Raw genomic sequence first — 25,591 nt, forward strand, 5'->3', positions numbered from 1 at the left:
CATGGAACAGGGCCGAGAATGCGATGGCCCCGAGTGAATGCGCGGCCGCCGCGATAGATTTTTACGATGCACGGCAGCAAGCAGGGTCGTGCGATCATCTGCCAGGTCCAGCCTGTGCAACTCACAGACAATGTTAAAGCTGCGCAAAGCAGAGACGTTTGCAGGGCCAATTGTCATTTGCGCAAATATTTCAGCAAGGCTGCGATAGCTAAGCCACCGACAACCAGAATGATAATCATCCCCAAGCCGCCAAACCCCATACCGATTCCATACATGATTCAGACCTTTCTGTTTTGTGGTGGCCTTCCCCCCGCCGCAGATGCAGCAGGGGCAAAACGGATGTCAGTTGTCACTCATCATGCCTTGCCCCGTTCCCGGCATCTCTTGCAGCGGACCAGCCATCTGGCTCTGCATCATGGCGGCCATTTCGGCCGCAATCACCTGTGAATCGCCATCGATATCGTGCATCTGAAACGCCCGAACCGTCATCGGCCGCATGAATGCCGCCTGCAGAACGGCAAACTCATCCAACGACAGCATGCCGTTTGCCTTCGAGCACATGTTCATAGCCTCCATCAGGATTTGGTTTCTGTAGAGTTTAGACGCTCCGGGTGGCCCGACATTACAGACAGCGACCAACTCAAACACCTTCAGCGCCCTTCAAAAGGCAGTCGCAACTTGCCGGTGTGTTTGGGCAGATCATTTTCACCTCGGAAGCTTCGGCAAGCTGACAGATGCCCCTGCCATCCTCGGGACCACGCCGGGACGCGCGTCCTATCGGACTCACCTGAAGTATCTCTCATGCGAAATGTCCAAGGAACGACAACACAAGGAGATCAATCTCCGGCATAAAGTGACGTGTATTTTTTATAAAAAACAAAATCCTGCACCAATTCTCGGGGTTGAGTTTCCAATGTCGGCCTGAGGGTCCAGCTCCAACGCACGAATGTGCAAATAAAAGAAAGGAAAGTCGATGCCACTGGGCAATATGTGGCTGACCCGGATCTTGGAGATTGATTGAAGTCAAAGTGAACTGTTGTAGAGGCGCCTAGGTCTGAATACATTATGGATGGGAGAAATGGACGAATGTTCAGATCAATGCGAGCGAAGTGGACTGTTCGATTGCACGTGGTGACTATCACCGCTGTGATCGTAGCAGTTCTTTTTTCCGCTTTGATGATACCTTCTGAAGTCGATCATCACGTTCCGCCCTCGCATCAATCCCTTGAATTAGCTGCCGACATAGGGGGCAGCGGCGACGCTCCGGCACATACCCAGTCAGACAAGAGTTGCCATATTGGGCACAGCTGTCTGCTTGCGATTGTTCGAAGCGACGACTTGGCGTTGGTGGGCATGGTCAAAAACCCAGAACGCCCCATCAAGCCACACTACAAACCGTCGGTGACAGGAAACCTGCTCCTCCAACCTCCGCGCACCCTTTCACAGGTCTGACTGCCCGCATCGATGTTCGATGCTGCACAAAACCATGTGAAAGGAGCGAAAAATGTTCGCAAACCAAAAACACGACGTGACAGATGTCTCGCGCAATGATGCAGAGGCAAAACTCATCGAATGCCGCAATCGGTTCCTTGGTTATCTCCGCCGACGATTGAACAGCCCGCACGACGCCGAGGACGTCTTTCAGGACTTTTGCGTCAAAGTGCTGCGCCACCATTCGCAACTCAAGGACGATGAACGGCTGGATGCCTGGCTTGGCATTACCCTGAGACACACTTTGACCGATCACTACCGCCGGAAAGCAACGAAAAACCGTGGCGCGGAGGCTTTTGCAATTGAAGCAAAAGTGACGCTGCAAGAAGTGACAGAAAAGGAAGAGTCCGCTTGCCAATGCATCGCGGTGGCAATCACCAAGCTAGAGCCCTCTCAGGCCGAATTGCTAAGACGGGTCGATTTGCAGGATGAGCCGCGCAAGTCTGTTGCTGCTGACTTCGGGCTGAGCTTGAACGCTTTGGGTGTTCGAATTCATCGCTCCAGAGTCGCGTTGAAGGCAATGATTGCGGAAATCTGCCCGGTCTGCGGGGAAGGTGGCTTTATGCAATGCGACTGTGACCATTCCCGGGAGATGCAGCCTTTGTCGCTAGCCCATCAGGGCTAAAGGGCAACCAGGGTGTAATGACCGGCTGTGCGGCGCGTCTTTAGATTAAGAAGACTAGAAGTGTGGGAGGCGCCAATGACGGGTCCGAGTCGCAGATTCCTGGAAACGCAGCCGAACAATCTGCCGAATTCGATTTGGGCCGTCGTTGAGCGCTATGACGCAACGACGGCCAAGGAATGAGTTCGTGAAACCCCTGGCTTATCCAGAATCGGCACGCGATCCTGAGCTTGACGAGTTGATATGCGACTGTCTCGACTTGCTTCTGACCACGCTTCCGCCTGAACAGGCCAACATTGTTCAGCGCATCGATGTCGAAGGCGAGATGCCCGAAGACGTTGCCCACACACTCAAGCTGAGTCTGAGCGCTGTAACCTGTCAGCTTATGTGCGGACGCCAGACCTTAAAAGAACGGTTTGCGGCGATGTACTTGGTTTGCCCAAAGCATGGGCTGGCAGCGTGCGATTGCAATCAGGTGAACAGGGAAAAAACCTAAGAGCCACTTTGCCCATGTAATGACGGCACGGTTCGCGCGTCTACACCTTACAGAAACCAATTTCAGTTGGAGAATACGAAAATGGCACCAAAGACAAATGTACCCGCCGCCGCCCCTGAGCATGCGCAAAAAGACTGTTGTTGTGTCTCGTCATCGCAAGGCCAAGGGGCCATTGCCGCGAAATCATCCCCCGAAGATCCGCCCCTCGAGGTGAATGTCGATCGTGAAAAAACCAATGTCGGCCAACCCGGCGGATGCTGCTGCGCGCACTGACCAATCGAAGCCCGGCGTTTGTCGCCGGGCTTCGGATCAAAAGGAGAATAAACATGGCACCCATTCTGCTCGTTTTGGCATACGGCCTCGTGCTCTATTCCGCGGCCCTTGTGCATTGGCGTCGCGCCGAAATCATCGCATTGGCCGCTGCCAACTGCGCTGCCCGCAACTTATCAAACACATATGAGGGAAAACGATATGCTTAGATTAAATATCGCCGGAGCGGCTGCATTGATGCTGTCTACCGTAATTGCGTACGCACAACCTATCGTTTTTGTGCCCCAAGGCAGCGCCAATACCGTGCGCATGGTCAATGCGGAAACCGGAGAAACGGTAAAGCAGATCACCGGACTTGAGGCGGTGCACGGACTTTCGGGTGCGCCCGGCGTGCCATACCTGATCGCGGGCAGCTATTCCGAGACCGACCGGGCAGAAATTGCCGAATTGACCCAACCCGAAGGTGTTTCCGAAGACGAACATGCGGCGCATCATTCAGCGGCAAAAGATGAACCAATCGGACCCTCAGATTCCGGAATCAGCATTCTCAGCGTTCTGGACGCGACCTCTGGCGAGATAATCCGGCAGATCGAGGTGCCCGGCGCGGTGCATCACACCGCTGTGTCGCCTGATGGTCGTTTCGCCGTGGCGACCCATCCCTCGGGCGACGGGATATCAGTGATTGATCTGACGACCTTCAAGTTGGTGGCATACGTTCCGACCGGCAGTATGCCAAATTATGCGGCTTTCGGCTCAGACCCTAGCGTTGTCTATGTGTCGAACACCGGCAATGGAACGATAAGCGAGGTCGACCTTGAACGAGGAATTGTAAGACGCAATATGGTGGCTGGCGTGGGTCCCGAACACATCGTCATCGACCCGATCAAGGCGGTTCTCTATGCGGCAGACGCGGATGCTGGCGACGTGATTGAACTGTCGCTTACCGATGGCACGATCTTGCGCAGCTTTGCCATCGGTGGCGAACTTCACGGGATAGACCTGTCGGATGATCGCGAAACGCTCTTTGTTGCGAGTCGTGGTAAAGACAAAATTGCAACAATCACGCTGGCCGATGGTGACGTTCAACATGCAGATCTCTCACCGGAACCCTACCATCTGACGAACATACCCGGCACCGGCACGCTCTTTGTTTCGTCTCGTGCAGAGCCAAAAATCTGGATCATTGATGAGGTGACAATGACCGCAAAGGGAGAATTCAAAATCGACGGTGAAGGGCACCAAATGGTGGCGCTGCCCTGACGCGTTTTCCGGATACGGCAAAGAAACAAATCTGATGACCCATTTCAGCATGCCTTCCTTGAGATTTCTTGGTGCAGCGGGGGACCGTGACCGGATCGCGATATCTGGTTGCGGCCAGATCTTGCGGGAACGTCATTTACACCGAGGCAAGCGTGAAGTTTTGCGATCTTATCCCGCCGGACAGCGGGCATACTCAGCAAGAAGACGCACGCTATGCCCCGCACAAGGACCGTTCAAAACACAAGGCTTGGACGCTCCTCTATACGCTGAGGGACGCAGAGACAGCGCTGAATCGTCCAATATGACGGCCCGCCCCGATATCGTGGCTGTGGCGCATGCCAACATCGACACCTTCCGGCAACCGGTCGTCTACATGCACGAAGTTTGCCAAATCGGTTGCTCCGAAGGGTTTGCTCCGCATATCCGCATCCAGATTGAGCCGACCGACGGGCACATCACGATAACGCCGAGTGGCATCACGACCACCACGATAACGCATGAAAGCGACGGGATTTCGGTAACGCCGGTTCTGGCAGTGGATGTGGAAAGAGCAGGCGAAGCAACAAGATATGGTCAGTTTTTTTGGCGCCCGAACAAGTTGCCGCGAACACAACAAACCACTGAGCAAGGACGCATCAGATGATGAAACATAAACACGCGCAAAATCCGCAGAAAACTGGACACGAAGCGACCGACACCGTTCTCGACGAACACGACGGCACTGTCTATACATGCCCGATGCACCCGGAAATTAGGCGAACCGAGCCGGGCGATTGCCCCAAATGCAATATGCATCTGGTACCCGAGGGCAGCGCAGGGGAACATGCCCATGGACATGGGCACGACGCCCATTCTCACGATCACAGCTCGACGCCAGCACCGGTGAAAGGCGGAAAATATGATACCGTACCGGCAAACTACGTCGGCGCCGTCTATACCTGTCCGATGCATGCCGAGGTGCGCCAGACCAAACCGGGATCGTGCCCCATTTGCGGAATGGGCCTGGAGCTTGAATCGGCTGCAATGGCCGAAGAAGGCCCCAATCCGGAACTGATCGATTTCACACGCCGCTTCTGGGTCGGGGCCGTCCTGACGATACCTCTGTTGATCCTCACCATGGCGCCCTATGTCGGGGCTGGCTGGATCCGTGAGATTTTTGGGGAACGCACCACCCTCTGGATCGAATTTGTCCTGGGCACACCGGTCATCCTGTGGTCGGGCTGGCCCTTCTTCACACGCGGCTGGACATCATTCCGCACGATGAAACTCAACATGTTCAGCCTGATTGCGATGGGTATTTCGGCGGCCTACGGCTTTAGTGTCGTGGCCATCCTCGCACCCGGAATCTTTCCGGACGGGTTTCGCGATGCTGACGGTCACGTCGGGGTCTACTTCGAGGCAGCGGCGGTGATTGTCACGCTCGTCCTGCTGGGTCAGGTCATGGAACTGCGCGCCCGCGAAGGCACTGGCAAGGCAATCCGGGCCCTTCTGGACATGGCGGCCAAGACGGCCCGTGTCATTCGTTCCGATGGCACCGAACAAGAGGTGCAGTTGGATGACGTGCTTGTTGGCGATCATCTGCGCGTGCGTCCCGGCGATAAGGTGCCCGTCGATGGCACCGTCATCGAGGGGCGGTCTTCGATCGACGAAAGCATGATTTCCGGTGAGCCGGTCCCTGTTGAGAAAGTGGCAGGCGACCCGGTCACCGGAGCCACGATCAACGGCACCGGATCACTCGTGATCGCTGCGACGCGGGTTGGTGCGGATACCATGCTCAGCCAGATCGTCGAAATGGTCGCCAATGCGCAAAGGTCGCGGGCGCCGATCCAGAAATATGCGGATATGGTTGCGGGCTATTTCGTGCCGGTTGTGATCCTGATCGCGGTATTGTCCTTTATCGGCTGGGCCCTTTGGGGGCCGGAACCCGCCTTGTCCTATGGGCTGATCTCGGCGGTTGCCGTGCTGATCATCGCCTGTCCCTGCGCCCTTGGCCTTGCGACGCCAATGTCTATCATGACGGCCACCGGTCGTGGCGCGCAGGCGGGTGTATTGATCAAAAATGCCGAGGCGCTGGAGCGCTTCGAGAAAATCGACACACTGATGGTGGACAAAACCGGTACCTTGACCGAGGGCAAGCCGCGCCTTGTCGCTGTGCTACCTGAACCCGGTCATGACGAGGCCGAAGTGCTCCGGCTTGCGGCCTCGCTGGAACGTGGCTCCGAGCACCCTCTGGCCGAGGCGATCGTGCGTGGTGCCGAAGAACGCGGCGTCGAGATAGCCAAGGCCGAGGATTTCGAAGCGGTCACCGGCAAGGGCGTCAAGGGCGTCGTCGATGGCAAGGCGGTGGCACTTGGCAATCTCAAATTGATCACTGACATGGGGCTCAAGGCGGATGATTTGATCGAAAAGGCCAATGCCCGCCGCGACGAGGGCGAAACCGTGATGTTTGTGGTTTTGGATGATGCGATTGCCGGTCTGGTCAGCGTTGCGGATCCCATCAAGGAAACAACACCTGCCGCCCTGAAAGCGCTGCACGACCTTGGCTTCCGGATCATAATGGCGACTGGCGACAATGAGCGCACCGCCAAAGCCGTGGCTGGCCGTTTGGGGATTGATGAAATCCGCGCCGACGTTTTGCCCGAGGACAAGGCACGCATCATCAAAGAGTTGCAGGCCGAGGGCCGTAAGGTCGCCATGGCCGGCGACGGCGTAAACGATGCACCTGCGCTGGCGCAGGCTGATGTCGGTATTGCCATGGGTACAGGTGCCGATGTCGCCATCGAAAGTGCGGGTTTCACTCTGGTTAAAGGCAATCTTGACGGTATTGTTCGCGCGCGTCGATTGTCGCACGCGACAATGCGCAACATTCGCCAGAACCTGTTCTTTGCACTGATTTATAACGCGGCTGGAGTGCCGGTGGCCGCGGGAGTTTTGTTCCCGTTTCTGGGCATCCTGATCAGCCCGATGTTTGCAGCCTTCGCCATGAGCGCATCGTCGATCTCGGTTGTCGTGAACGCGCTGCGATTACGCCGGTTGAAGTTCTGAAAGGGAGATCGCGATGAAGCCGAGCCAAACACAAAAACCGGATGCTGCTTGTTCTGGGTACTGCAGTTGTGCTGAACAGCATTGCCGAAAGTGTCTACGTCATTGTGTGGGGTGTGATCCTGTTTCCGGGTGGACGTCTGGTGGGCAAGGCCATGTGGACAGCCACTTGTGGCGTGGCGATGGGCGCTGTTGTTGGCGCTGCAACATTGCTGATTGTGAAGAGCCCGGCCCATGCTGAATGAACGATCTCGCAAGTCCCGATTGGGGTTGATTCTGGCTGGAGGTGGTGCCCGGGGATTTGCACATGCCGGATGTTTGCGGGCGCTCAACCACCTGGGAATTTTTCCAGATGTCATTGTCGGCGTTTCGATGGGTGCCGTGGTAGGCGCGACCTATGCGCTGAACGAGAACTGGTACCGCGACCTGTCCGACATGGACATTTCCGGCTTTCCAATGCTGCCCACCTTTACGGAACCGGGAGTGGTCAACTACATCAAGAACCTGCGTGTTGCCCAAAAAGTCATCACGGGCATGTACTTCGGCTGGGGCGTCGGTCAGCCGACCGTCGAATGGGGCCGGGGGATTGTGTCCCGGCTGACATTGGGTAAGCGCCTTGATGAAGGCCGGATTCCGGTCTTTGCAACGGCGACCGACATTGTGGCTGGCGAACGTGTGGTCTTTGGGTCCGGGCTCGCAACCGATGCGCTATATGCAAGCGCTGCCTTGGCCGGAATTCTGCCGCCTGCCGAAATTGACGGGCGCAGTCTGGTGGATGGCGGGTATTGCGACCTTGCCCCTGTGGATGTGGCGCGCGAGGCCGGCGCTGATGTGGTCATCGTCCTCGATGCAGCGACAAACACCAGAGCGACCAAGCCGACAAACGGGCTTCAGGCGATGCACCGGGCGATCGAAATCTGTCAGAACGAACATTCACATCTTCGGATGAAGAGGGCCGATCTGGTTATTCGACCGCGCATTGATCCCCCCGTTGGCGTTCTGGAATTCAGGCACAAGCGACGATGCGCTGCAGCGGGTGCTCGCGCGGTTTTGAGTTTGCGTGCCGAAATTCACAACCTGATCCGGATGCCGGAACCGGAAAAAAGCTATTCGGCATGACTGGATTGCCGCGCGGCAAGTTTGGCGGTGTGATCGAGTTGGACGGTAAAGAGCTGGCGGCGATCCTTGCGTTTGTCCACGACGATGAAGAACAGGCCAGGTTTTCAGAAAAAGATTTCCCGGAAGAGATCGAAGCGATGATGGGTCACATGGAAAACGATAAGGCCCATAGCGAAGGTAGGATGAACCATGCTCACCCAGCGGATAACTACGTTGAATCCAGCCGTATTTGATAAGGGGGTCAAGATGAGCTCTGCTTCCAGGCAAGACGCTGCGGGTGGTAATTCCGCTGACTTGCCCGAAGTCGTTTTGGTGGGCGGGTCTGGGGATGTCGGGGCGCGATTGGCAGAGCTTCTGTTGGAGAACACCAAGGCTGACGTCATCACGCTATCCCGGCGCGCCAAGGGGAATGCCGATCGTTTTGGAGACCGGCTGCGCCACGTTTCCCTGGACATCTCCGGCAGTGAGACACCGGCAATGTCAGCCAATGCAATCGTGGTAAATCTGACCGAAGCGACACCGCCCGAATGGATCAGACAGGTCATTGTAACCGGCGGCCGTTTTTTAGAAACATCGGCCACTCCGGATTATCTCCAGGCGATCGAGAATGCCCTGAAAGGCGCTATCGGGCAAGGAAACGCCATACTCTGCGTCGGGGTTGCGCCGGGTTTGACCAACCTTTTGGCAGCTGAGATCGGGGCCAAATGCCCGGAAACCGTTCAAATTGACATTGGTGTCGAAATGGGCCTGGGACGTCATTACGGTGCGGCTGCAACCGAGTGGTTTCTGCGCACTGCGGGACGAATCTACCCCTTGATGATCGACGGTCACTTGCAGTCGGTGGCTGCTGGCCAGCTTACGCGGAAATTTGCGTTCAAGGGAAAAGGTCGCCCACGTCATTCAATCGGCTACGGGTTTGTTGACCAGGTGATTATTGCCCGAAGCGCCGGACAACACCTCAAGACCGTGCGCAGTTTCGTGGCCCTTGATCCGCCCTGGATGACGCGTGTCCTTGCCGTCTCGCTTGCCTTTGGGTTGGGACCAGCGATGTTGCAAAACTCCAAATGGTTGACCCGTTGGATGTTGCGCCTTCCAGTCTATGGTCGTGCGCGGACGCGGGTAATCGCGCAGGGTTTTGACGGGGCCGGGCATGTAACAGGCGACATCCGCGTCGAGACTGGCGATCAGGCTCAGGCGACGGCGATCATGATATTTGCAACAGTGCAGGCAATCCTTCGGCATGACGGACCTGACCCAAACGGCGTGACGACAATCACCGATCACCTGAGCCTGGACACGGCGTTGGCGGCACTTGGTCAATTTCTGCCGGAAACACGCTCCGGGAAAGGCTTCGGTTCAAATACCGGTCTCCAAAGAGAGGTGGGGGCATGACGTGGCTACCCCATACGCGCCGTCTTGGCGTGATCTGGTGGACGTTGTTCCGGGAGTTCAGGACATTGCGCCGATTTGATCCGGTATTGGACGACGACACCAAACCGGTCCGTTTTGTCAAAAGCCTTGTCGACCTTGGCCCTGCGTTCATAAAGCTTGGCCAAATCCTTAGCACCCGGCCGGAAATCTTGCCTGATGCCTACATAACCGCGCTCGCGACGTTGCAGGAACACGCCCCGGAAGTTCCATTTGAAGTGATCAGGGCGACCACCGAAGCCGAGTTGGGCGGGGCACTATCGGACCATTTCACAAGTTTTGGCGCAGAACCGGTTGCATCGGCCTCGCTTGCGCAGGTGCATCGCGCGACCCTGGCCGATGGGACAGCAGTGGCCGTCAAAGTCCAGCGGCCTGACATCGACAGCCTGATCGCGCGAGATCTTGATGCACTGGAGCTTGGGCTTGGTTTGCTGCGAAGAATTGCGCCCCGCAAATTGCGCCGCACGAACCTGAGCGCGTTCTTTGAAGAGTTCCGTCGCTATACCATGAACGAGCTGGATTTTTCGCTCGAAGCGCAAACCATGGAACGGTTTCGCCAGAACTTTTCCGGGCACGCAATTGTTAGGATCCCCAAGACTTATCCAAAACTGACCACGCGTCGAATTCTGACGATGGATTGGGTTGACGGAATGCGGCTGAACCAGGCCGCAATTGAATTGGCTGACGACCAGAAAACCCGACTGGTCAACGGGCTGGTCGATGTCTTGTTGAAAATGTTCGTGTCGGACGGTTTGTTCCATGCGGACCTGCATCCCGGCAACATCGTGTTTCATTCGGACGGGCGGTTCACGCTGTTGGATTTCGGGATGTTCGGACAATTGACAGGCTCTCAACGGGACAGGTTCATTCTGTATTGGCTGGCGGTGGTGCAACGCCAGACGCGCCGCGCCTTTCATCACTTTCGCGCCCAGACAGAGGCATTGCCACACTCCAACGAAACGGCGTTTTACGATCGGTTCGACACGCTGGCGAATGCTTTTTACGCCTCGCCACTACGCGAAACGAGTATCGCAAAGGTGTATCTTGAGATGATGCAAGCCGGCTATCACGCAGGTTTCGTTTTCCCTGCCAGCCTGATGCTGCACGCCAAGGCCCTGACCACGGCAGAAGCCCTGTTGTTTGAATTGGCCCCCGCGGCCCGGTTCGAGCAGTTGTCACGCCCCTATATCGCGCGCGAATATGCGGCGCGCGCAACAACTCCGGGGACTCTGTCCAAACGCGTGTCGCAAATTCTGCCTGAATTGCTTCTGCTTGGTGAAATGCCGCCGCAATCGGCGATGGACCGCGATTGGGATTGGGCGGCGACCAAGGCGCTGGCAGCCGATTTTGCCGCTCAGTCGGGTCTTGGTGGTGGCGACGCCGGACGGCACATGTTGCGCGCCATCGTTGAACGTCACGCTCGCGCGGTCCTTGAGCGCGTAAGCCCCGCGTTGAACGTGCACTCCGTGCTGGATGCGACCTGGCAGCGTTACGATGAATTGGAGGCCGGATTGGCGGTGGAACCGACCGTCGGCGCTACGATCACAACCCATCTAGCGGCGCTGACGCTTGCCTGTCACGACGGCCTTGTGGCGCAAGGGCTGACCGCCGAGCAAGGCAACAGTATTGTCTACGATATCGGCTGGTCAATCTATGAACGTATGGCGCAAGCACCGCTCGTTCTGGCCAGGACCCTGTCGTCCAGCCCACAAAAGCAGATGCGCATCGCCACCAACCTGTTCCGGCATTTCCCGTTTGGAAGTCCGGCCTATGGGTGGCGCGATGTTGACACAGACCCCAAGACCGTCGGGTTCGATTGCACGAAATGCCCTGTTGCTGCGTTCTTTGAAAAAAACGGCGCGTCCGACCTCTGTGTCCAGACATGGTGTGCGCTGGACTATCCTTTGGCCGAGAAATGGGGCGGCAGGCTGGCGCGAACCGGAACAATCGCCATGGGGCGCGATCATTGCGATTTCCGCTGGCATACTGATCCGTCTGAAAAGGACGAAATTCATCACGAAGGGACAGAAATTTGAAACATGCACACGGCGATGAAGCTATGAACAAGGGCTCGATCAGTTTGGCAGGTGCCGTCGGGATGGGAACCGGCGTGATGATCGGTGCGGGCATCTTCGCTCTGACCGGACAGATAGCGCAATTGGCCGGACCTTATTTTGCCCTGTCATTCGTGGTTGGCGCCATCGTGACGTCGTTTAGTGCCTACAGCTACATCAAAATGTCGAACGCATGGCCTTCGTCTGGTGGGATCGCAATGATTTTGCAAAAGGCCTATGGGCCAGGCGCAATGGCCGCAGCGGCTGCATTGTTGATGGCGCTGTCCATGGTTATTTCGGAAAGCCTCGTGGCGCGGACATTTGCGAGCTATGTGTTGCGGCCCTTTGACATCACAGACGGCCCGCTTGTTCCAATCCTGGCGGTCGGCGTCATTCTTTTTGCTTTTTTCGTGAATATTTCGGGCAACCGGTCAGTCGGGCTTTTGTCGATCATCATGGCTGTCATCAAGATCGGAGGTATCGCGCTCTTTGGTATCATCGCTCTGTGGTCGGGCGGATTCACGTTTGCGGCCGCAAGCAGTGCGTCCACCGGCTTTGATACAACCGGTTTTGTTGCATCCGTGGCCCTGTCGATCCTGGCGTTCAAAGGGTTCACCACGATTACCAACAGTGGCGCGGAAATCACCAATCCACACCGCAACGTGGGCCGCACCATCATGATTTCGATTGCTATCTGCGTTGTGGTTTATCTGCTGGTCGCCCTGGCCGTCGGGGCCAATCTGTCGATAGATCAGATTGTCGCCGCAAAGGACTATTCGCTCGCCGAAGCCGCATCCCCCGCATTGGGTCAGTCTGGCTTTTATTTGACGGTTGTCCTGGCGGCTGTTGCCACTGTTTCGGGCGTGTTGGCAAGCGTGTTTGCGGTGTCGCGCATGCTGGCGATGCTGACGGACATGGAAATGATACCCCACAGCCATTTTGGCATGTCAGGCTCGATCCGAAGCCACACGCTGGTCTACACCGTCGTCCTTGCCTCGACGCTTGCAGTGTTCTTTGACCTGAGCCGGATCGCGTCACTTGGTGCGTTCTTTTACCTGATCATGGATGTGCTGGTGCATTGGGGTGTATTTCGGCACCTGCGCCACGAGATCGGCGCGAACGGGATCGTGTTACTTTGCGCAATGGCATTCGATGCAATCGTTCTGGCGGCGTTCACGACAATGAAATTGGGATCTGATCCGATGATCGTATTATATGCTGGTGTCGCGATTTCAGCCGTGTTCATCTATGAAAGGATCTACTTGAAGCGCTGGACTGCACCGCAGACGGAATCTGGGCACTGACCGCCTCGCACAAAACGGCGGAACGAAGAGATGACACTCATCATGTGCCTTTCGCAGTCGGCATTGTTCTTGTGGCGGGTGGCGTGCTCACAACCTCCAAAAGCGGCCCGGCTGAGATTGCCCGGTGACCCAATGCCGGAACAGATATTTTGGGATCATGCAGGCCGTCAGGCGGCGAAGAAGCAGCTATCACGTCGCCATGCTATGGCGATCTCCTTTTTCGCCCCACGTTGTATGCGAGTTAACCGATTTCCGTCACACCCTTGCAAGGTCACGTGATCAGGCGGCGAGCGGCAAAGTCGGCGTCAATGGGGCTCGGCCGGTTTTGATCCTATGTCCGGATATCTCTAACGGTCGGTTTCGCAATGCGTCTGTTCCTTGTGGTGGCGGCGCGTGGACCGGCGGTTCAAGGCATAAATACTGAAAAATGCCGCCGCATATACGCAGCGGGCTCTATCTGCCGGACAAGCAACCGAGAGACGGTCAAGCGGCTCGCACCCTGACCGAAGCATGCCATATCCAAGACACAGCATTGATCAGTAAAAGAAAAACGGCGGGCACCTGCCAGGTCGAGGTGATAAGCTGAGAAGTTTTCCGAACGAAAAGTCGGAATGTGTCTTCCGCAGTTGTGCGGCTTCGCCTGTAGGATTTTCTGTAAGGTTCTGCTTCAGGCCGCGTCTATCTAAAACAGAAACAGATTAGGAGCATTTGAAATGACGGACCCTGACCAATCAAAGCACGAACCAGCGCCTCGTTTCTGGAAGTCGCGCACAAGGGTCGCATTAATCGTTTTTGTGGCAGTTGCGGCAATACTGCTCGGTTTTGAACATCGTGTGCATATCTTTGCGGGCAACGGCCTGATCATTGCTTTGTTGCTCGGCTGTATAGTGATGCACTTCTTCATGCATGGCGGCCACGGGGGCGGCGGTCATGGCGGGCACGACGGTGACAAGTCATGAGCGACGCTGCCTCCTCCTACGGTCTGTGGCTCTTTGCCGTTCTTAACGCCGCAATCTTCATAATCTTTGCGTTCAGCTTCTTCAAACCGCAGACCGCGCGCGACTGGCGCAGCTTTGGCGCGTTCAGCGCCTTTTTGGTGGCGCTGTTCTCCGAAATGTACGGTTTTCCACTGACTATCTATCTTCTGTCGGGCTGGCTGCAGACGAGTTATCCCGGCGTCGACTGGTTTGCACATGATTCCGGGCACCTGCCTGAGATGATTTTCGGTTGGCAGGCCAACCCGCATTTCGGACCGTTTCATCTGCTCAGCTTTGCGTTGATCGGTGGCGGCTTCTGGTTGATTTCCGCCGCATGGCCGGTACTATACCAGGCGCAGCGTAAAGGGGAGCTGGCCACGACCGGGTTATACGCCCGGGTGCGGCATCCACAATATGCCGGGTTCGTCCTGGTCCTGACCGGGTTTCTGTTGCAATGGCCGACGCTCCTGACCCTGGCAATGTATCCGTTTCTGATCTGGATGTATGCCCGTCTGGCTCGCAGGGAAGAGCAGGAAACACGCGAACGGTTCGGCACTGTTTTTGATGACTATGCGCGGCGTGTCCCGGCCTTTTTTCCGGCGCTGCGGTCAGAACCTCAGCAAGCACATTGATCGAAAAAGGGACGGAACCATGACAACCGAACCAGTCAAGACAGATCCTCAGGCCGAAAAGCTCGCGTCCCGGTTTCCGACGGCCTACACGATCTTGTTCCTACTGATCGTTCTGGTCGCTGCGCTGACCTGGATCATTCCGGCGGGTCAATATGACCGCGAGATGAACGAAGCTGTCGGGCGCGAAGTCGCCGTGGCGGGTACTTACACGACAGTCGATGCCAATCCGCAAGGTTTCATCGATGTCCTTCTGGCACCAACTGCGGGGTTTTATGACCCGGATAGTTATGCCGCCAACGCCATCGACGTGGCGCTGTTCGTACTATTTCTGGGCGGCTTTCTTGGGGTCGTAAACGCCACCGGATCAATTGATGTCGGGATCAGGGCGGCTATGCGCAAAATGACGGGGCGCGAGGTCTGGATGATACCGATCCTGATGTCGCTCTTTGCCCTTGGCGGCACGACCTACGGCATGGCCGAGGAAACGCTGGCCTTCTATGCGCTCTTGATCCCGGTGATGATGGTTGCTGGGTTCGATGCGCTGACGGGCGTTGCAATCATCCTGATCGGTGCCGGGATTGGCACGCTGGGGTCCACGATCAATCCCTTCGCTACTGTCATCGCCTCGAATGCGGCGGGTGTGGCGTTTACCGATGGACTTATTGTGCGTCTGGTGCTGCTGCTCGGCGGGCTTGCGATCTGTGTGGCCTATGTCATGCGTTACGCGATGCGGGTAAAGGCTGATCCGGCCCGCTCGATCGTTGCGGCCCAGGCCGATAGTAACAAACAGGCCTTTCTGTCCGGCGGCAATGGGACCGTTGAGGACCGGCTGAGCGGAACGCAATCGGTGATCCTGATCCTGTTCGCGGCAACCTTTGCGGCGCTGATCTGGGGGGTTTCCTCGCAGGGCTGGTGGATGGCGCAGATGGGCGCGCTGTTTCTGGGCATGGCCATTCTGGTCGGACTGATCGCGCGGATGGGCGAGAAACGCCTGACAGCGACCTTTGTTGACGGCGCGCGCGACCTTCTGGGCGTAGCGCTGATTATCGGTCTGGCCCGCGGCATCGTTGTGATCATGGAACAGGGTCTGATCGCCGACACGATCCTGAACAGCGCAGCACTGACCGTAGGTGGGTTGCCGGAACTGGCCTTCATCAACCTGATGTTCTGGATTGAGGTCGCGATGAGCTTTCTGGTGCCATCCTCGTCTGGCCTTGCCGTCCTGTCGATGCCGATCATGGCACCGCTGGCAGACTTTGCCGGTGTTTAGCGTGATCTCGTGGTCACGGCCTATCAATCCGCCAGCGGTCTGGTGAACTTGGTCACGCCGACCTCGGCCGTGGTGATTGGTGGATTGGCCATCGGTCGTGTGCCCTATGACCGCTGGATCGCCTTTGTCTGGCCGCTTCTGCTGATCCTGACGATCTTTATCTCGGCCGTGCTCAGCATCGCCGCAATCCTCTGACATAACTGGAGTCTCCAACATGACGACCCACGAACTTGGCGTCCATTCCGAAACCGGCAGACTGCGGCAGGTCATCGTCTGCCGCCCCGGTCTGGCGCATCGCCGATTGACGCCGTCGAACGCCCAATCGCTGCTGTTCGACGATGTGTTCTGGGTCAAGCAGGCGCAGAAGGACCACGATGTTTTCGCAACCACAATGCGCGGCGAGGGGATCGAGGTTCTGGATGTGAACGTCCTGCTTGCCGAAACGCTGGATATTCCTGAGGCGCGCACATGGGTGCTGGACCACCGTATCACCACCAATGATGTCGGCACCGGGATGCTGGGCGAACTTCGGGCCTGGATGAACGGGTTGCCGGGCGCAAAACTGGCCGAGCATCTCATCGGCGGGCTGGAGGTTGGCGATCTGCCGTTTGAGCCGTCCGGTCTGTTTGGCAGCTATCTGGGGCCGCATGGCTTTATCTTGCCGCCGCTGCCCAACTTTCTGTTTACGCGCGACAATAGCGCGTGGATCTATGGCGGCGTGTCGCTGAACCCGATGTTCTGGCCCGCGCGCAAGCCCGAAACGCTGCTGACCGCGGCAGTTTACAGGTTCCACCCGGAATTTGCGGGCAAGGCGCAGGTACATTGGGGCGACCCGACGGTGGATCACGGGCTTGCCACCGTCGAAGGCGGCGATGTGATGCCCGTGGGCCATGGCACCGTGTTGGTCGGGATGGGCGAACGATCATCGCCACAGGGCATCGGCCTCTTAGCGGCGGCGATGTTTGCCAAGGGCGCGGCAGATCGCGTGATTGCCTGTCAATTGCCGAAAAGCCGTGCGGCGATGCACCTGGACACGGTGTTCACGCTGTGTGGCGGCGATGTGGTGACAAGTTTCAAAGAGGTTGCAGACGAAATGACCTGCTTCGATCTGCGTCCAGCCGAGGGCAAGGCGCCGCTGCAATTTCGGCGTGACGACCGGCACCTGTTTGAGGTGGTTGCGGAAGTCTTGAACCTGCCGAAGCTGACGGTTGTTCCCACCGGCGGCGATAATGAGGCCGAGCGGTCGCGAGAACAGTGGAACGACGGCAACAATGTGCTGGCGCTGCGCCCCGGTGTGGTCGTCGGCTATGATCGCAACGATGATACCAACGCCGCACTGCGCGCTGCGGGTATCGAAGTACTGGAACTGCCGGGGGCCGAACTGGGCCGGGGAAGGGGCGGCAGTCATTGCATGAGTTGCCCGACCATCCGCGATGCTGAATGACCCCGTGAAAGGATCACACAATGAGCTTTAACCTCAAGAACCGCAGTTTCCTAACCCTGCGCGATTTCAATCCCGCCGAGATCGGGTTTCTGCTGAAACTTTCAGCCGATCTCAAAAGCGCAAAATATACCGGCACCGAACAGCCCGGCCTGAAAGGCAAGGAGATTGCCTTGATCTTCGAAAAGGACAGTACCCGGACCCGCGTCGGTTTCGAGGTGGCGGCGCATGATCAGGGTGCCACGGTCACTTATCTCGGGCCATCGGGCAGCCATATCGGCCACAAGGAAAGCGTCAAGGACACCGCTCGCGTACTGGGCCGGGTCTATGATGCAATCGAATATCGCGGCTTCGGGCAGCAGATCGTCGAACAACTGGCCGAGTTTTCCGGTGTCCCGGTTTACAACGGCCTGACGGATGAATTTCACCCGACGCAGATCCTGGCGGATTTCCTGACCATGTCGGAACACAGTGACAAGCCGATGCGCGAAATATCCTATGCGTTTCTTGGCGACGCAAAGAACAACATGGGCGACAGTCTGCTGATCGGCGGGGCCAAGATGGGCATGGATGTGCGGCTTTGCGCACCCAAGGCCTGCTGGCCCACCAAGGAGATCCAAGCCGAAGCGCAGTCTATCGCCTCTGAGACGGGGGCACGGGTGACTTTGACTGATGATGTGGGCGAGGCCGTCAAGGGCGTCGATTTCGTCTATACTGATGTCTGGCTGTCGATGGGCGAGGCCAAGGAAAAATGGGCCGAGCGGATCGGGCTGTTGATGCCTTATCAGGTCAATGCTGAGGTGATGCAGAAAACCGGCAATCCGCGCGTGAAATTCATGCATTGCCTGCCTGCGTTCCACAACACTGAAACCGAAGTCGGCAAGGACATCGAGGCAAAATTCGGGATCACTGCCATGGAGGTAACGGACGAGGTGTTCGAAAGCCCGGCATCGATCGTGTTTGATCAGGCGGAAAACCGGATGCACACGATCAAGGCGGTTCTTGTCGCCACATTGGGGGGCTGAGCGTTGTTGGTGGTTGCAGCCCTTGGCGGCAATGCCCTGTTGCATCGGGGCGAGCCGCTGACAGCAGAGAACCAGCGGATGAATGTGCAGAAAGCTGCCCCTGCACTGGCGGCGATCCTGCGCGCTGGACATCAGTTGGTCATCACCCATGGCAATGGCCCGCAGGTTGGCCTGTTGGCATTGCAAGGTGCGGCCTACAAGCCCGACGAGGCCTATCCGCTGGATGTTCTCGGGGCCGAAACCGAGGGTATGATCGGTTACCTGATAGAGCAGGAACTGGAAAACGCTCTGAATCATGACCGGCCTGTTGCGGTCTTGCTGACACAGATCGTTGTGGATTCCAAAGACCCAGCCTTTACCACCCCCGGCAAATTTGTCGGGCCGGTCTATGCCGAGACCGAGGCCCGCGCGATGGCAGCAGCGCGGGGTTGGGCCATCGCTCCTGATGGCACAAAATGGAGACGCGTCGTCGCCTCTCCTCTACCGCAGGAAATCCCGGACCTGCCGGTGCTGCGCTTGCTGCTGGATCAGGGTGTGGTCGTAATCTGCGCCGGAGGGGGCGGCATTCCGGTTGTGCGACGTCAGGACGGGAGCCTGATCGGAGTTGAAGCCGTGATCGACAAGGACTATGCCAGCGCCTTTCTTGCCGCGGAGTTGCAGGCCGACGCGCTGCTGCTGTTGACCGATGTAGAGGCGGTCTTTAGCGATTTTGGGACTGACCAAGCCATGCCTGTTGCGCGCCTGACCCCGCAAGAGGCCGACAAGCTGGACTTGCCTGAAGGGTCGATGAAGCCCAAGGTTGCCGCTGCTGCCAATTTTGTGCGCGCTGGCGGTAAGCTGGCCGGGATCGGACGCTTGGAAGATGCCATTTTGATTCTAAACGGTACAGCAGGTACGGTCGTTACGACGCAGGGTGCCTAAACCGCCAAAGGAAAGTACCTGATATGTGCATGTCAGCTGGCGTCAGTTTCACCGCAAGCGTCTTTCTGGTGGTTGGCGGCTCCGCGATTTCGGTCATCGCGTGGCGCAAGAACCTACGCTATCTGCCAATTGCCCTGATGCCGCTCTTTGCGGGCCTTCAGCAGTTCATGGAAGGAAATGTCTGGCTTGGAATGACAGGCTCGGATCCGCTTGCCGTCGTCTGGGGCGCGATGGGGTTCATGTTTTTTACCTGGTTCATGTGGCCCGTCTGGATACCTTTTTGCGTCTTCGTGCTGGAACCCGCCAGCAGCCCCCGCAAACCGCTTTTCCTGGCGCTATCTCTTATAGGATTGCTGTTCGGTTTGTTGCTTTATGTGCCGCATGGCTTGAGCCGCGACATGATAGTGGTCGAGATCAACAACGCCTCATTGGCCTATGAAAAGTCGATGTGGCTGGATTTCATGATGCCACGCTGGCTGACAAACACGATTTATGTTGCGCTCATCGTCATCCCGCCCGCCTTATCGCACTACCGGCATGTGCGCCATTTCGCGTTGACTTTGGTGGCTGTTATTGTCGTGGATTTTGCTCTGTTGCAGTATGCCTATATCTCTTTCTTCTGTCTGCTGGCAGGATTGGCCACGCTGCACCTCGTATATATCATTCTGACGAATAAATGCGCACAAGAATGCCCGGAATTGTTCGCATAGTAAGGCTCTCAGCGGCACGGTGTGGTATGGGACCAAGCCTACACCTGCCCACGGTCTGATGCAGCATATTATCAATTATTGTAGCGCTTTAGGCGAACTGAGGCTTTCTGACGGCCAGAGTTTGCGGATTGCAACCGACCTCGTTAAACTTGACAAGTTCACAGTTAAACGGAGTACATTGAGTGCCGCGAGTTTGTCGGCATTTACGAATTGCAGAATTGGAAATTACTTTGGAGTGGCGGTTGTGACTAATAGCGGGGCAAATACGACCAAAGCACAAACCAATGAGCATTCGCCGGTCGAGGCCTTGACGATCAATCGCCGGATGTTTCTGGGATTTCTTGTCAAGCGATTGGGCAACCTGGCCGAAGCCGAAGACGTTCTTCAAGAATTTTGCCTCAGGGTTCTCAAACGCAAAGACCAATTGCGCGACGCTGAAAAGCTGAATGCCTGGCTTTATTCCATCCTGCGATCGACTCTGAACGACCATTATCGAAAGACCGGGCGCAATCGTCGGCTGAGTGCAGCGTTTGAGGGAGAACAAAAAAGCACCGAAACCAGCGAAGTCGGTGCCGAGGAGTACGTGCATATTTGCCAGTGTGTCCGCGGCTTGATCTCAACACTTCCAACGGATACAGGCGACTTGATACGCCGCATCGATCTGGAGGATGAGAGCCGTCAGTCCGTTGCGGAAAATCTGGGTATTTCCTCCGGGGCCCTTGCCGTCCGATTGCACCGCGCACGCGCAACGCTTCGTGACCGGTTGCTGGGCCACTGTGGTTGTTGTTGTGAACATGGATTTCAGGATTGCTCTTGCCCGCCCATTGGTTGCGGTGGCACGGATGACCAAACACACTGTTGATCTGGACCCCAATGTTATCAGCCTGAAATCCAGATCTATCCGCAATCCAAATGCGGCTCTTGGATGGCACGAAAGCCGTAGGTTCAGCAGCCACGAGTACGACATGTAATGTTCGTGCCGCATAAGCGTCTACTTCTTTGAGAGCGCATGTTTCGGGATGCCCGGAATGCTCGCGCCGTTCACTTGGAGAAATGACATGAGTACTCAATTTTCAGGTCACACCACAATCCAAATACCAATCGTCGCCCTAGGCTGGAGCCTTGGTATTTTTCTCGCAATTACTTTCGCAATCTGTGTCCTTTTCGGCCTCATTTTCCCTGGGGCAACCATGTACCAAGTCTGGTTGCCGTTGTTGCCTTGGGTGAGTTGGATCAGCTGGACAAGTTTTGCGTTGGGCCTTGCTGAAGCCTTTGCATATGGCTGGTTTATCGCGCTGATTTTCGGCCCATTGTTCAACTACTTCTCTGCGAGGACGCGCAAATGAACAGGTCGCAAAAAACTAAGACCTTAAGTGAGATCGGCGGGGGCAATGTGACACGCCTCGTGCAAGATAGGCGAAAAGCGGGCCAGGCGGCGCAGAAAATGCAACAGGGCGTCGATGCTGTCAAACCCCCGGCGAACGCGACGACCTACAGTCGCGACCTGTTTGAACGCTGGGTGCTTTTCCTCGACACGTTGCGTCAAAGAGCCGACAACATTACTGAGCACGAACGCCAAGGCATGCCGCCGCTGCTGGATTTCAGATACGAAACCATCATGGATGCCCGCAGGTTCGATCAACCAGCGAATTACGCGTTGTTGCGGATCACCGAAGTTGGCGATGAGTGTTGGGAAGACTGTGTTGACGAAGCAAAAGCACCGGTCGTGGTCGTTGATCCACGGGCGGGTCATGGTCCAGGTATTGGCGGTTTCAAACGGGACAGCGAAATCGGCATGGCGATGCACGAAGGCCATCCTGTTTATTTCGTCATGTTCTTTCCAGAACCGATGCCGGGCCAGACGCTGTCTGATGTCCACCACGCCCTGCGTGCCTTTGTGACCGAGGTGGCCGGTCGGCACCCCAATACGCCCCCCATTCTCTACGGGAACTGTCAGGCGGGTTGGGCGTTGACGCTTTTGGCCGCCGATTGCGCGGGTCTGAGCGGGCCTGTGGTGCTTAACGGGTCTCCGCTGTCCTATTGGGCAGGTGAAGTCGACTCCAGCCCAATGCGGGTGATGGGTGGATTGTCTGGCGGGTCCTGGACCGCACATCTTGCTGCTGATCTTGGCGATGGCCGCCTTGACGGTGCCTATTTGGCTCAGAACTTCGAGCGCCTTCAGCCGGAAAAAGCGATATGGGAAAAGTATACAAACCTGTTGAGTAACGTCGACACTGAGGCTGATCGGTTTCTGGAGTTTGAACGCTGGTGGAATGGCTTTTACACGCTGAGCCGTGAGGAAATCCTGGCCATTACGCAGAACCTGTTCATCGGCAATAAACTTGAATCCGGCGAGATGCGAATTGACAACCACTGCAAGGTTGATTTGCGCCGAATCCAGAACCCGATGATTGTTTTCGCCTCCTACGGGGACAACATCACACCGCCCGCACAGGCGCTGGGGTGGGTGCCGCAGGTCTACAAGGATACCGCAGACCTCAAAACAGCGGGTCAGCGCATTGTCTATCTGACCAACCCGCATGTCGGGCACCTTGGCCTTTTCGTGTCAGCCTCCGTCGCGAAGCTGGAGCATCGCGCCATTCTCGAAAGTCTTGACGAGATTGGGGCGCTCGAGCCCGGCCTGTACGAAATGAAAATCGACAACCCAACCGGCAGCGACGACTGCCACAAACCCGATTACACCGTGCGATTTGAGTCACGTGAAGTCTCGGATATCGGCGGCAAACAAGATGATGCCGCGCTGATCAAGGTTCGCCAGGCTTCGGAATTGAACGAGGCAGTCTATTCGCTGTTTGTCAGCCCCTGGATCATGGCTATGTCCAATCCAATCAGCGCCGATGCGTTCAAGCGCATGCACCCGATGCGTGTGTCGCGGATGGTCTTTTCCGAACAGTTCAACCCGTGGATGAGATTGGTCCACCTCACGGCCGAACATATCGGAAAAACCCGGACACCATTGCCTGCGACCGACCCCGCAATATTGGCTGAACACTCTGCGCTGGACGCACTTGGCCAACAGATAAGAACCGCTCGCATACAACGAGATCGGGTGACTGCAGCACTCTTTCAAATCATCTTTGGATTGCCGGACAGCTCTGAGGCGTCCGCCATCGAAAGCGACGATACTGACGATAGCGCACGAATGGGGGTCTGAAAGGCGGCAGGTATGGTTTCGGGGCATCGAACAAAGGCGCAAATGCTGTTTGACCGCAGGCCGTAAGCTACAATGGATCGTCGTCAGTGTTTGGAATTCTCTTGCACCGACTGGCAAGGATGGGTGATTGCGACAAAACTGTACATTAAAGCGGTTGTTTGGATTTGTGCGGCGCGCTATTTCGATGTAATGGAACGGATACGCCACATAGCTAGAGTTGTAATTTTGGCATTGATCCTCGCGATTGGTTCCAACGGTGTCGCGATTGCATCGAGTAGTATTGAGCATCAAGAGAGCTGCGTTGATGCAGCCCAAGGCGACGCCTTTCATGTGACGCCCGATGACGGGCACGATCATGAAATAAACATGTCTAGCCACAACGTGCCGGAGCATGATCACGATACGTGTATGTCTCATGCAGGCCCGGCGTTGTTTCCGGAAACAAATCGGCCACAATATTTGCCTGTTTCTCTCCTTGATAGATTGCACATGCAAGATCATTCGGTGAACGTTGTCGTACGTGCTGAAAGCCTGCATCGCCCTCCAAATACCTGATCCGTCCGGGAAACCGGACCTTGCTTGACTGATCCGACGCAAATTGGCGCCTGGATTCAACCTCATCATGTAAAGATCGGGAATTACCAATGAAATTTCGGACCATTTGGGGCGTGCCGCTTGCCCTTGCCGCTTGCGCGCCTGCGCCCGAGCTTGTGTCTTCAGCAACCCTGGCTCCGGCTGTCGATTCGACGGCTCAAGTTCGGACGGCGCAGCCGCCTGCATTATTTGCAGGATACACTTCCCGGCCTGTCAAAGGTCCCTCGAGTTGGCGGGATTTGAATGACCGGCAGTCACCAACTGGGCAGGAGAACAACTGATGCGCTTCAAACCAATGATCAGCGTCGGACTTGCGGCGAGCTTGTTGCTTTCTGCCTGCGCCACGCCTGCACAAATCGCACGATTGTCAGACCCCAAGGCTGGGTTCGGCACCGTTTCCAGCAAGGCAGGCACTGTGCTGGGCAAGGATACCGTGATGTTGATGGATGCTGCGAGCATCGAAGCCAATGCGAAACGGGTGCATGGGCTTGTGCACAAGAAGACCATAAACGCAGATACTGCCGTTCAGGTGGCACTGCTGAACAATCGGGGCCTGCAAGCAAGCTACGCCGAACTTGGCGTGTCATCCGCGGATGTCTGGCAAAGCATCATGCAGCCCAATCCGGTTGTGTCACTGGGCTTTTTCGGTCTGAATGCAGATGGTTTGGGGGCATACCGATCCATTGAATCAACGATTGCTTTCAATCTGTTGTCTGTCTTCACTCAGCCCGAGCGTACAAAATTGGCGGAACTCCAGTTCAGCCAGGCACAGTTGCGGGCGGTTGAGGAAACGTTGCGGGTTGCCGTTGAAACCCGGCGTGCCTGGGTTGATGCGGTGGCCGCTTTCGAGTCGGTCGGCCTGATCCGAGACGCCCAGGGCACGGCAGATGCAGCATCGGAACTGGCGGCGCGGCTTGGCGATACCGGCTTTCTCAACAAGGCCAATCAGGCACGGGAACACGCCTTTTATGCGGAGTTGACCGGCCAGCGGGCGCAGACGCGTCTGTCAGCGCAAATAGCCAAAGAAGCGCTGACGCGCCAGTTGGGGCTGTGGGGGACCGAGGTCGACTACTTCGTTCCCAATAACCTTCCGCAGTTACCCGGGCGCGTGAAAAAGCGTTCAGGTGTCGAGGCAGAGGCCTTGAGATCGCGGGTCGATTTGGCGGCCGCCAAGCTTGGTCTCGATGCGATGGCAAAATCACGTGGGATGACCAATGCCACCCGGTTTGTCACGGATCTGGAATTGATTGCCGGGTTTGAGAAAGAGCGCGAAAACGACGGCAGCGGGATTGAATCTGAAACCACGCCGCAGCTGGAGTTGGAATTCGCCATTCCGATTTTCGACAGCGGCAAGGCGCGTCTCAAGCGGGCAGAGGCGGCCTATATGATTGCGGCGCATCAATTGGCGCAAAAGGCTGTGAACGTGCGGTCCGAGGCGCGCACGGCCTATGCCGGTTATACCGGCACGCATCAGATTGCGCGTCACTATCGCGATGCCGTTCTGCCTCTGCGCCGGACCATCGAGGAGGAAGCCCTTCTTAGCTACAACGGCATGATCACCAACACATTCGAGCTTTTGGCGGACACCCGAGCGCGGCTGAATTCCAACCTGACCGAGGCGGGCGCGCGCCGCGATTTCTGGCTGGCCGAGGCCAACTTGCTGGCTGCCATCTATGGCGGCGGCGCGGGCGGCGGCGACGGCGGTGGCGGCGGTGCGGCATCGGTGGCCGGTGACGGCTCCGGCGGACATTGAAAAGGAA

24 protein-coding genes and 1 pseudogene are annotated in these 25,591 nt (G+C 56.9%); 24 read left to right on the top strand and 1 reads right to left on the bottom strand.

Going from position 1 to position 25,591, the window contains the following annotated elements:
• Window positions 1–342: 342 nt before the first annotated feature.
• Window positions 343–648, bottom strand: a complete 306-nt coding sequence (locus BMZ91_RS11900) for an EF-hand domain-containing protein (RefSeq protein ID WP_143076335.1) — start codon at window positions 646–648, stop codon at window positions 343–345.
• An 856-nt stretch (window positions 649–1,504) separates the two neighbouring features.
• Here BMZ91_RS11900 and BMZ91_RS11905 point away from each other — a divergent pair.
• From BMZ91_RS11905 to BMZ91_RS12010, 24 genes and pseudogenes are all read left to right on the top strand, one after another.
• On the top strand, window positions 1,505–2,116 hold the full coding sequence (locus BMZ91_RS11905; RefSeq protein ID WP_092838967.1) for an RNA polymerase sigma factor: 612 nt from the start codon (window positions 1,505–1,507) through the stop codon (window positions 2,114–2,116).
• A 184-nt stretch (window positions 2,117–2,300) separates the two neighbouring features.
• Complete coding sequence (locus tag BMZ91_RS11910; protein WP_143076336.1) at window positions 2,301–2,609, top strand: hypothetical protein; 309 nt, start codon at window positions 2,301–2,303, stop codon at window positions 2,607–2,609.
• A 326-nt stretch (window positions 2,610–2,935) separates the two neighbouring features.
• Window positions 2,936–3,088, top strand: a complete 153-nt coding sequence (locus tag BMZ91_RS21465; protein WP_177193857.1) for a hypothetical protein — start codon at window positions 2,936–2,938, stop codon at window positions 3,086–3,088.
• Window positions 3,081–4,139 carry a YncE family protein gene (locus BMZ91_RS11920; RefSeq protein ID WP_092838975.1) on the top strand — a complete coding sequence of 353 codons (1,059 nt, stop codon included), beginning with the start codon at window positions 3,081–3,083 and terminating at the stop codon, window positions 4,137–4,139. Before BMZ91_RS21465 ends, BMZ91_RS11920 begins: the two co-directional genes overlap by 8 nt.
• 34 nt (window positions 4,140–4,173) lie before the next feature.
• On the top strand, window positions 4,174–4,782 hold the full coding sequence (locus BMZ91_RS21115; protein ID WP_143076337.1) for a hypothetical protein: 609 nt from the start codon (window positions 4,174–4,176) through the stop codon (window positions 4,780–4,782).
• On the top strand, window positions 4,782–7,184 hold the full coding sequence (locus tag BMZ91_RS11930) for a copper-transporting P-type ATPase (protein ID WP_281243362.1): 2,403 nt from the start codon (window positions 4,782–4,784) through the stop codon (window positions 7,182–7,184). Before BMZ91_RS21115 ends, BMZ91_RS11930 begins: the two co-directional genes overlap by 1 nt.
• Before the next feature lie 41 nt (window positions 7,185–7,225).
• Window positions 7,226–7,426, top strand: a complete 201-nt coding sequence (locus tag BMZ91_RS21120) for a hypothetical protein (protein WP_143076338.1) — start codon at window positions 7,226–7,228, stop codon at window positions 7,424–7,426.
• On the top strand, window positions 7,416–8,300 hold the full coding sequence (locus BMZ91_RS11935) for a patatin-like phospholipase family protein (RefSeq protein ID WP_092838985.1): 885 nt from the start codon (window positions 7,416–7,418) through the stop codon (window positions 8,298–8,300). Before BMZ91_RS21120 ends, BMZ91_RS11935 begins: the two co-directional genes overlap by 11 nt.
• Window positions 8,297–8,533 (top strand): hypothetical protein, encoded by a 237-nt coding sequence (locus tag BMZ91_RS11940; protein ID WP_092838989.1) that lies wholly within the window; start codon window positions 8,297–8,299, stop codon window positions 8,531–8,533. The genes BMZ91_RS11935 and BMZ91_RS11940 overlap by 4 nt, the downstream gene beginning before the upstream one ends.
• A gap of 13 nt (window positions 8,534–8,546) precedes the next feature.
• Window positions 8,547–9,692 carry a hypothetical protein gene (locus BMZ91_RS11945; RefSeq protein WP_143076339.1) on the top strand — a complete coding sequence of 382 codons (1,146 nt, stop codon included), beginning with the start codon at window positions 8,547–8,549 and terminating at the stop codon, window positions 9,690–9,692.
• Window positions 9,689–11,764 carry an AarF/UbiB family protein gene (locus BMZ91_RS11950; RefSeq protein ID WP_092838995.1) on the top strand — a complete coding sequence of 692 codons (2,076 nt, stop codon included), beginning with the start codon at window positions 9,689–9,691 and terminating at the stop codon, window positions 11,762–11,764. The genes BMZ91_RS11945 and BMZ91_RS11950 overlap by 4 nt, the downstream gene beginning before the upstream one ends.
• 23 nt (window positions 11,765–11,787) lie before the next feature.
• The gene (locus tag BMZ91_RS11955) at window positions 11,788–13,086 is read left to right on the top strand and encodes an APC family permease (RefSeq protein WP_092838998.1); all 1,299 of its coding nucleotides are present in this window, start codon (window positions 11,788–11,790) and stop codon (window positions 13,084–13,086) included.
• 713 nt (window positions 13,087–13,799) lie between these two features.
• Window positions 13,800–14,045, top strand: coding sequence for a DUF2933 domain-containing protein (locus BMZ91_RS11960; RefSeq protein WP_092839001.1), 246 nt, complete (start codon window positions 13,800–13,802; stop codon window positions 14,043–14,045).
• The gene (locus tag BMZ91_RS11965) at window positions 14,042–14,695 is read left to right on the top strand and encodes a methyltransferase family protein (protein WP_092839004.1); all 654 of its coding nucleotides are present in this window, start codon (window positions 14,042–14,044) and stop codon (window positions 14,693–14,695) included. Before BMZ91_RS11960 ends, BMZ91_RS11965 begins: the two co-directional genes overlap by 4 nt.
• Before the next feature lie 19 nt (window positions 14,696–14,714).
• Window positions 14,715–16,160, top strand: a pseudogene (locus BMZ91_RS11970) (YfcC family protein).
• A gap of 19 nt (window positions 16,161–16,179) precedes the next feature.
• Entirely contained in the window at window positions 16,180–17,409 is a 1,230-nt protein-coding gene (locus BMZ91_RS11975; RefSeq protein ID WP_092839007.1) for an arginine deiminase, read from the top strand.
• 20 nt (window positions 17,410–17,429) lie between these two features.
• Window positions 17,430–18,431 (top strand): ornithine carbamoyltransferase, encoded by a 1,002-nt coding sequence (gene argF / locus BMZ91_RS11980; protein WP_092839010.1) that lies wholly within the window; start codon window positions 17,430–17,432, stop codon window positions 18,429–18,431.
• A 9-nt stretch (window positions 18,432–18,440) separates the two neighbouring features.
• Window positions 18,441–19,352 carry a carbamate kinase gene (arcC, locus tag BMZ91_RS11985; protein ID WP_425441571.1) on the top strand — a complete coding sequence of 304 codons (912 nt, stop codon included), beginning with the start codon at window positions 18,441–18,443 and terminating at the stop codon, window positions 19,350–19,352.
• Between the two features lie 29 nt (window positions 19,353–19,381).
• Window positions 19,382–20,062 carry a DUF6629 family protein gene (locus BMZ91_RS11990; RefSeq protein ID WP_245736342.1) on the top strand — a complete coding sequence of 227 codons (681 nt, stop codon included), beginning with the start codon at window positions 19,382–19,384 and terminating at the stop codon, window positions 20,060–20,062.
• Between the two features lie 58 nt (window positions 20,063–20,120).
• Window positions 20,121–20,924 (top strand): RNA polymerase sigma factor, encoded by an 804-nt coding sequence (locus BMZ91_RS11995; RefSeq protein WP_092839019.1) that lies wholly within the window; start codon window positions 20,121–20,123, stop codon window positions 20,922–20,924.
• A gap of 196 nt (window positions 20,925–21,120) precedes the next feature.
• On the top strand, window positions 21,121–21,408 hold the full coding sequence (locus BMZ91_RS12000) for a DUF5676 family membrane protein (RefSeq protein ID WP_092839081.1): 288 nt from the start codon (window positions 21,121–21,123) through the stop codon (window positions 21,406–21,408).
• A complete protein-coding gene (locus BMZ91_RS12005) occupies window positions 21,405–23,237 on the top strand; it encodes a DUF3141 domain-containing protein (protein ID WP_092839022.1) in 1,833 nt (610 codons plus the stop codon). The genes BMZ91_RS12000 and BMZ91_RS12005 overlap by 4 nt, the downstream gene beginning before the upstream one ends.
• Before the next feature lie 72 nt (window positions 23,238–23,309).
• Window positions 23,310–23,792 carry a hypothetical protein gene (locus BMZ91_RS21125; protein ID WP_143076340.1) on the top strand — a complete coding sequence of 161 codons (483 nt, stop codon included), beginning with the start codon at window positions 23,310–23,312 and terminating at the stop codon, window positions 23,790–23,792.
• Between the two features lie 319 nt (window positions 23,793–24,111).
• The gene (locus tag BMZ91_RS12010; protein ID WP_092839025.1) at window positions 24,112–25,584 is read left to right on the top strand and encodes a TolC family protein; all 1,473 of its coding nucleotides are present in this window, start codon (window positions 24,112–24,114) and stop codon (window positions 25,582–25,584) included.
• The last annotated feature ends 7 nt before the right edge of the window (window positions 25,585–25,591 follow it).

Origin of the sequence: Roseovarius lutimaris (assembly GCF_900115165.1) — a bacterium.
GTDB classification, from domain to species: Bacteria; Pseudomonadota; Alphaproteobacteria; order Rhodobacterales; family Rhodobacteraceae; genus Roseovarius; species Roseovarius lutimaris.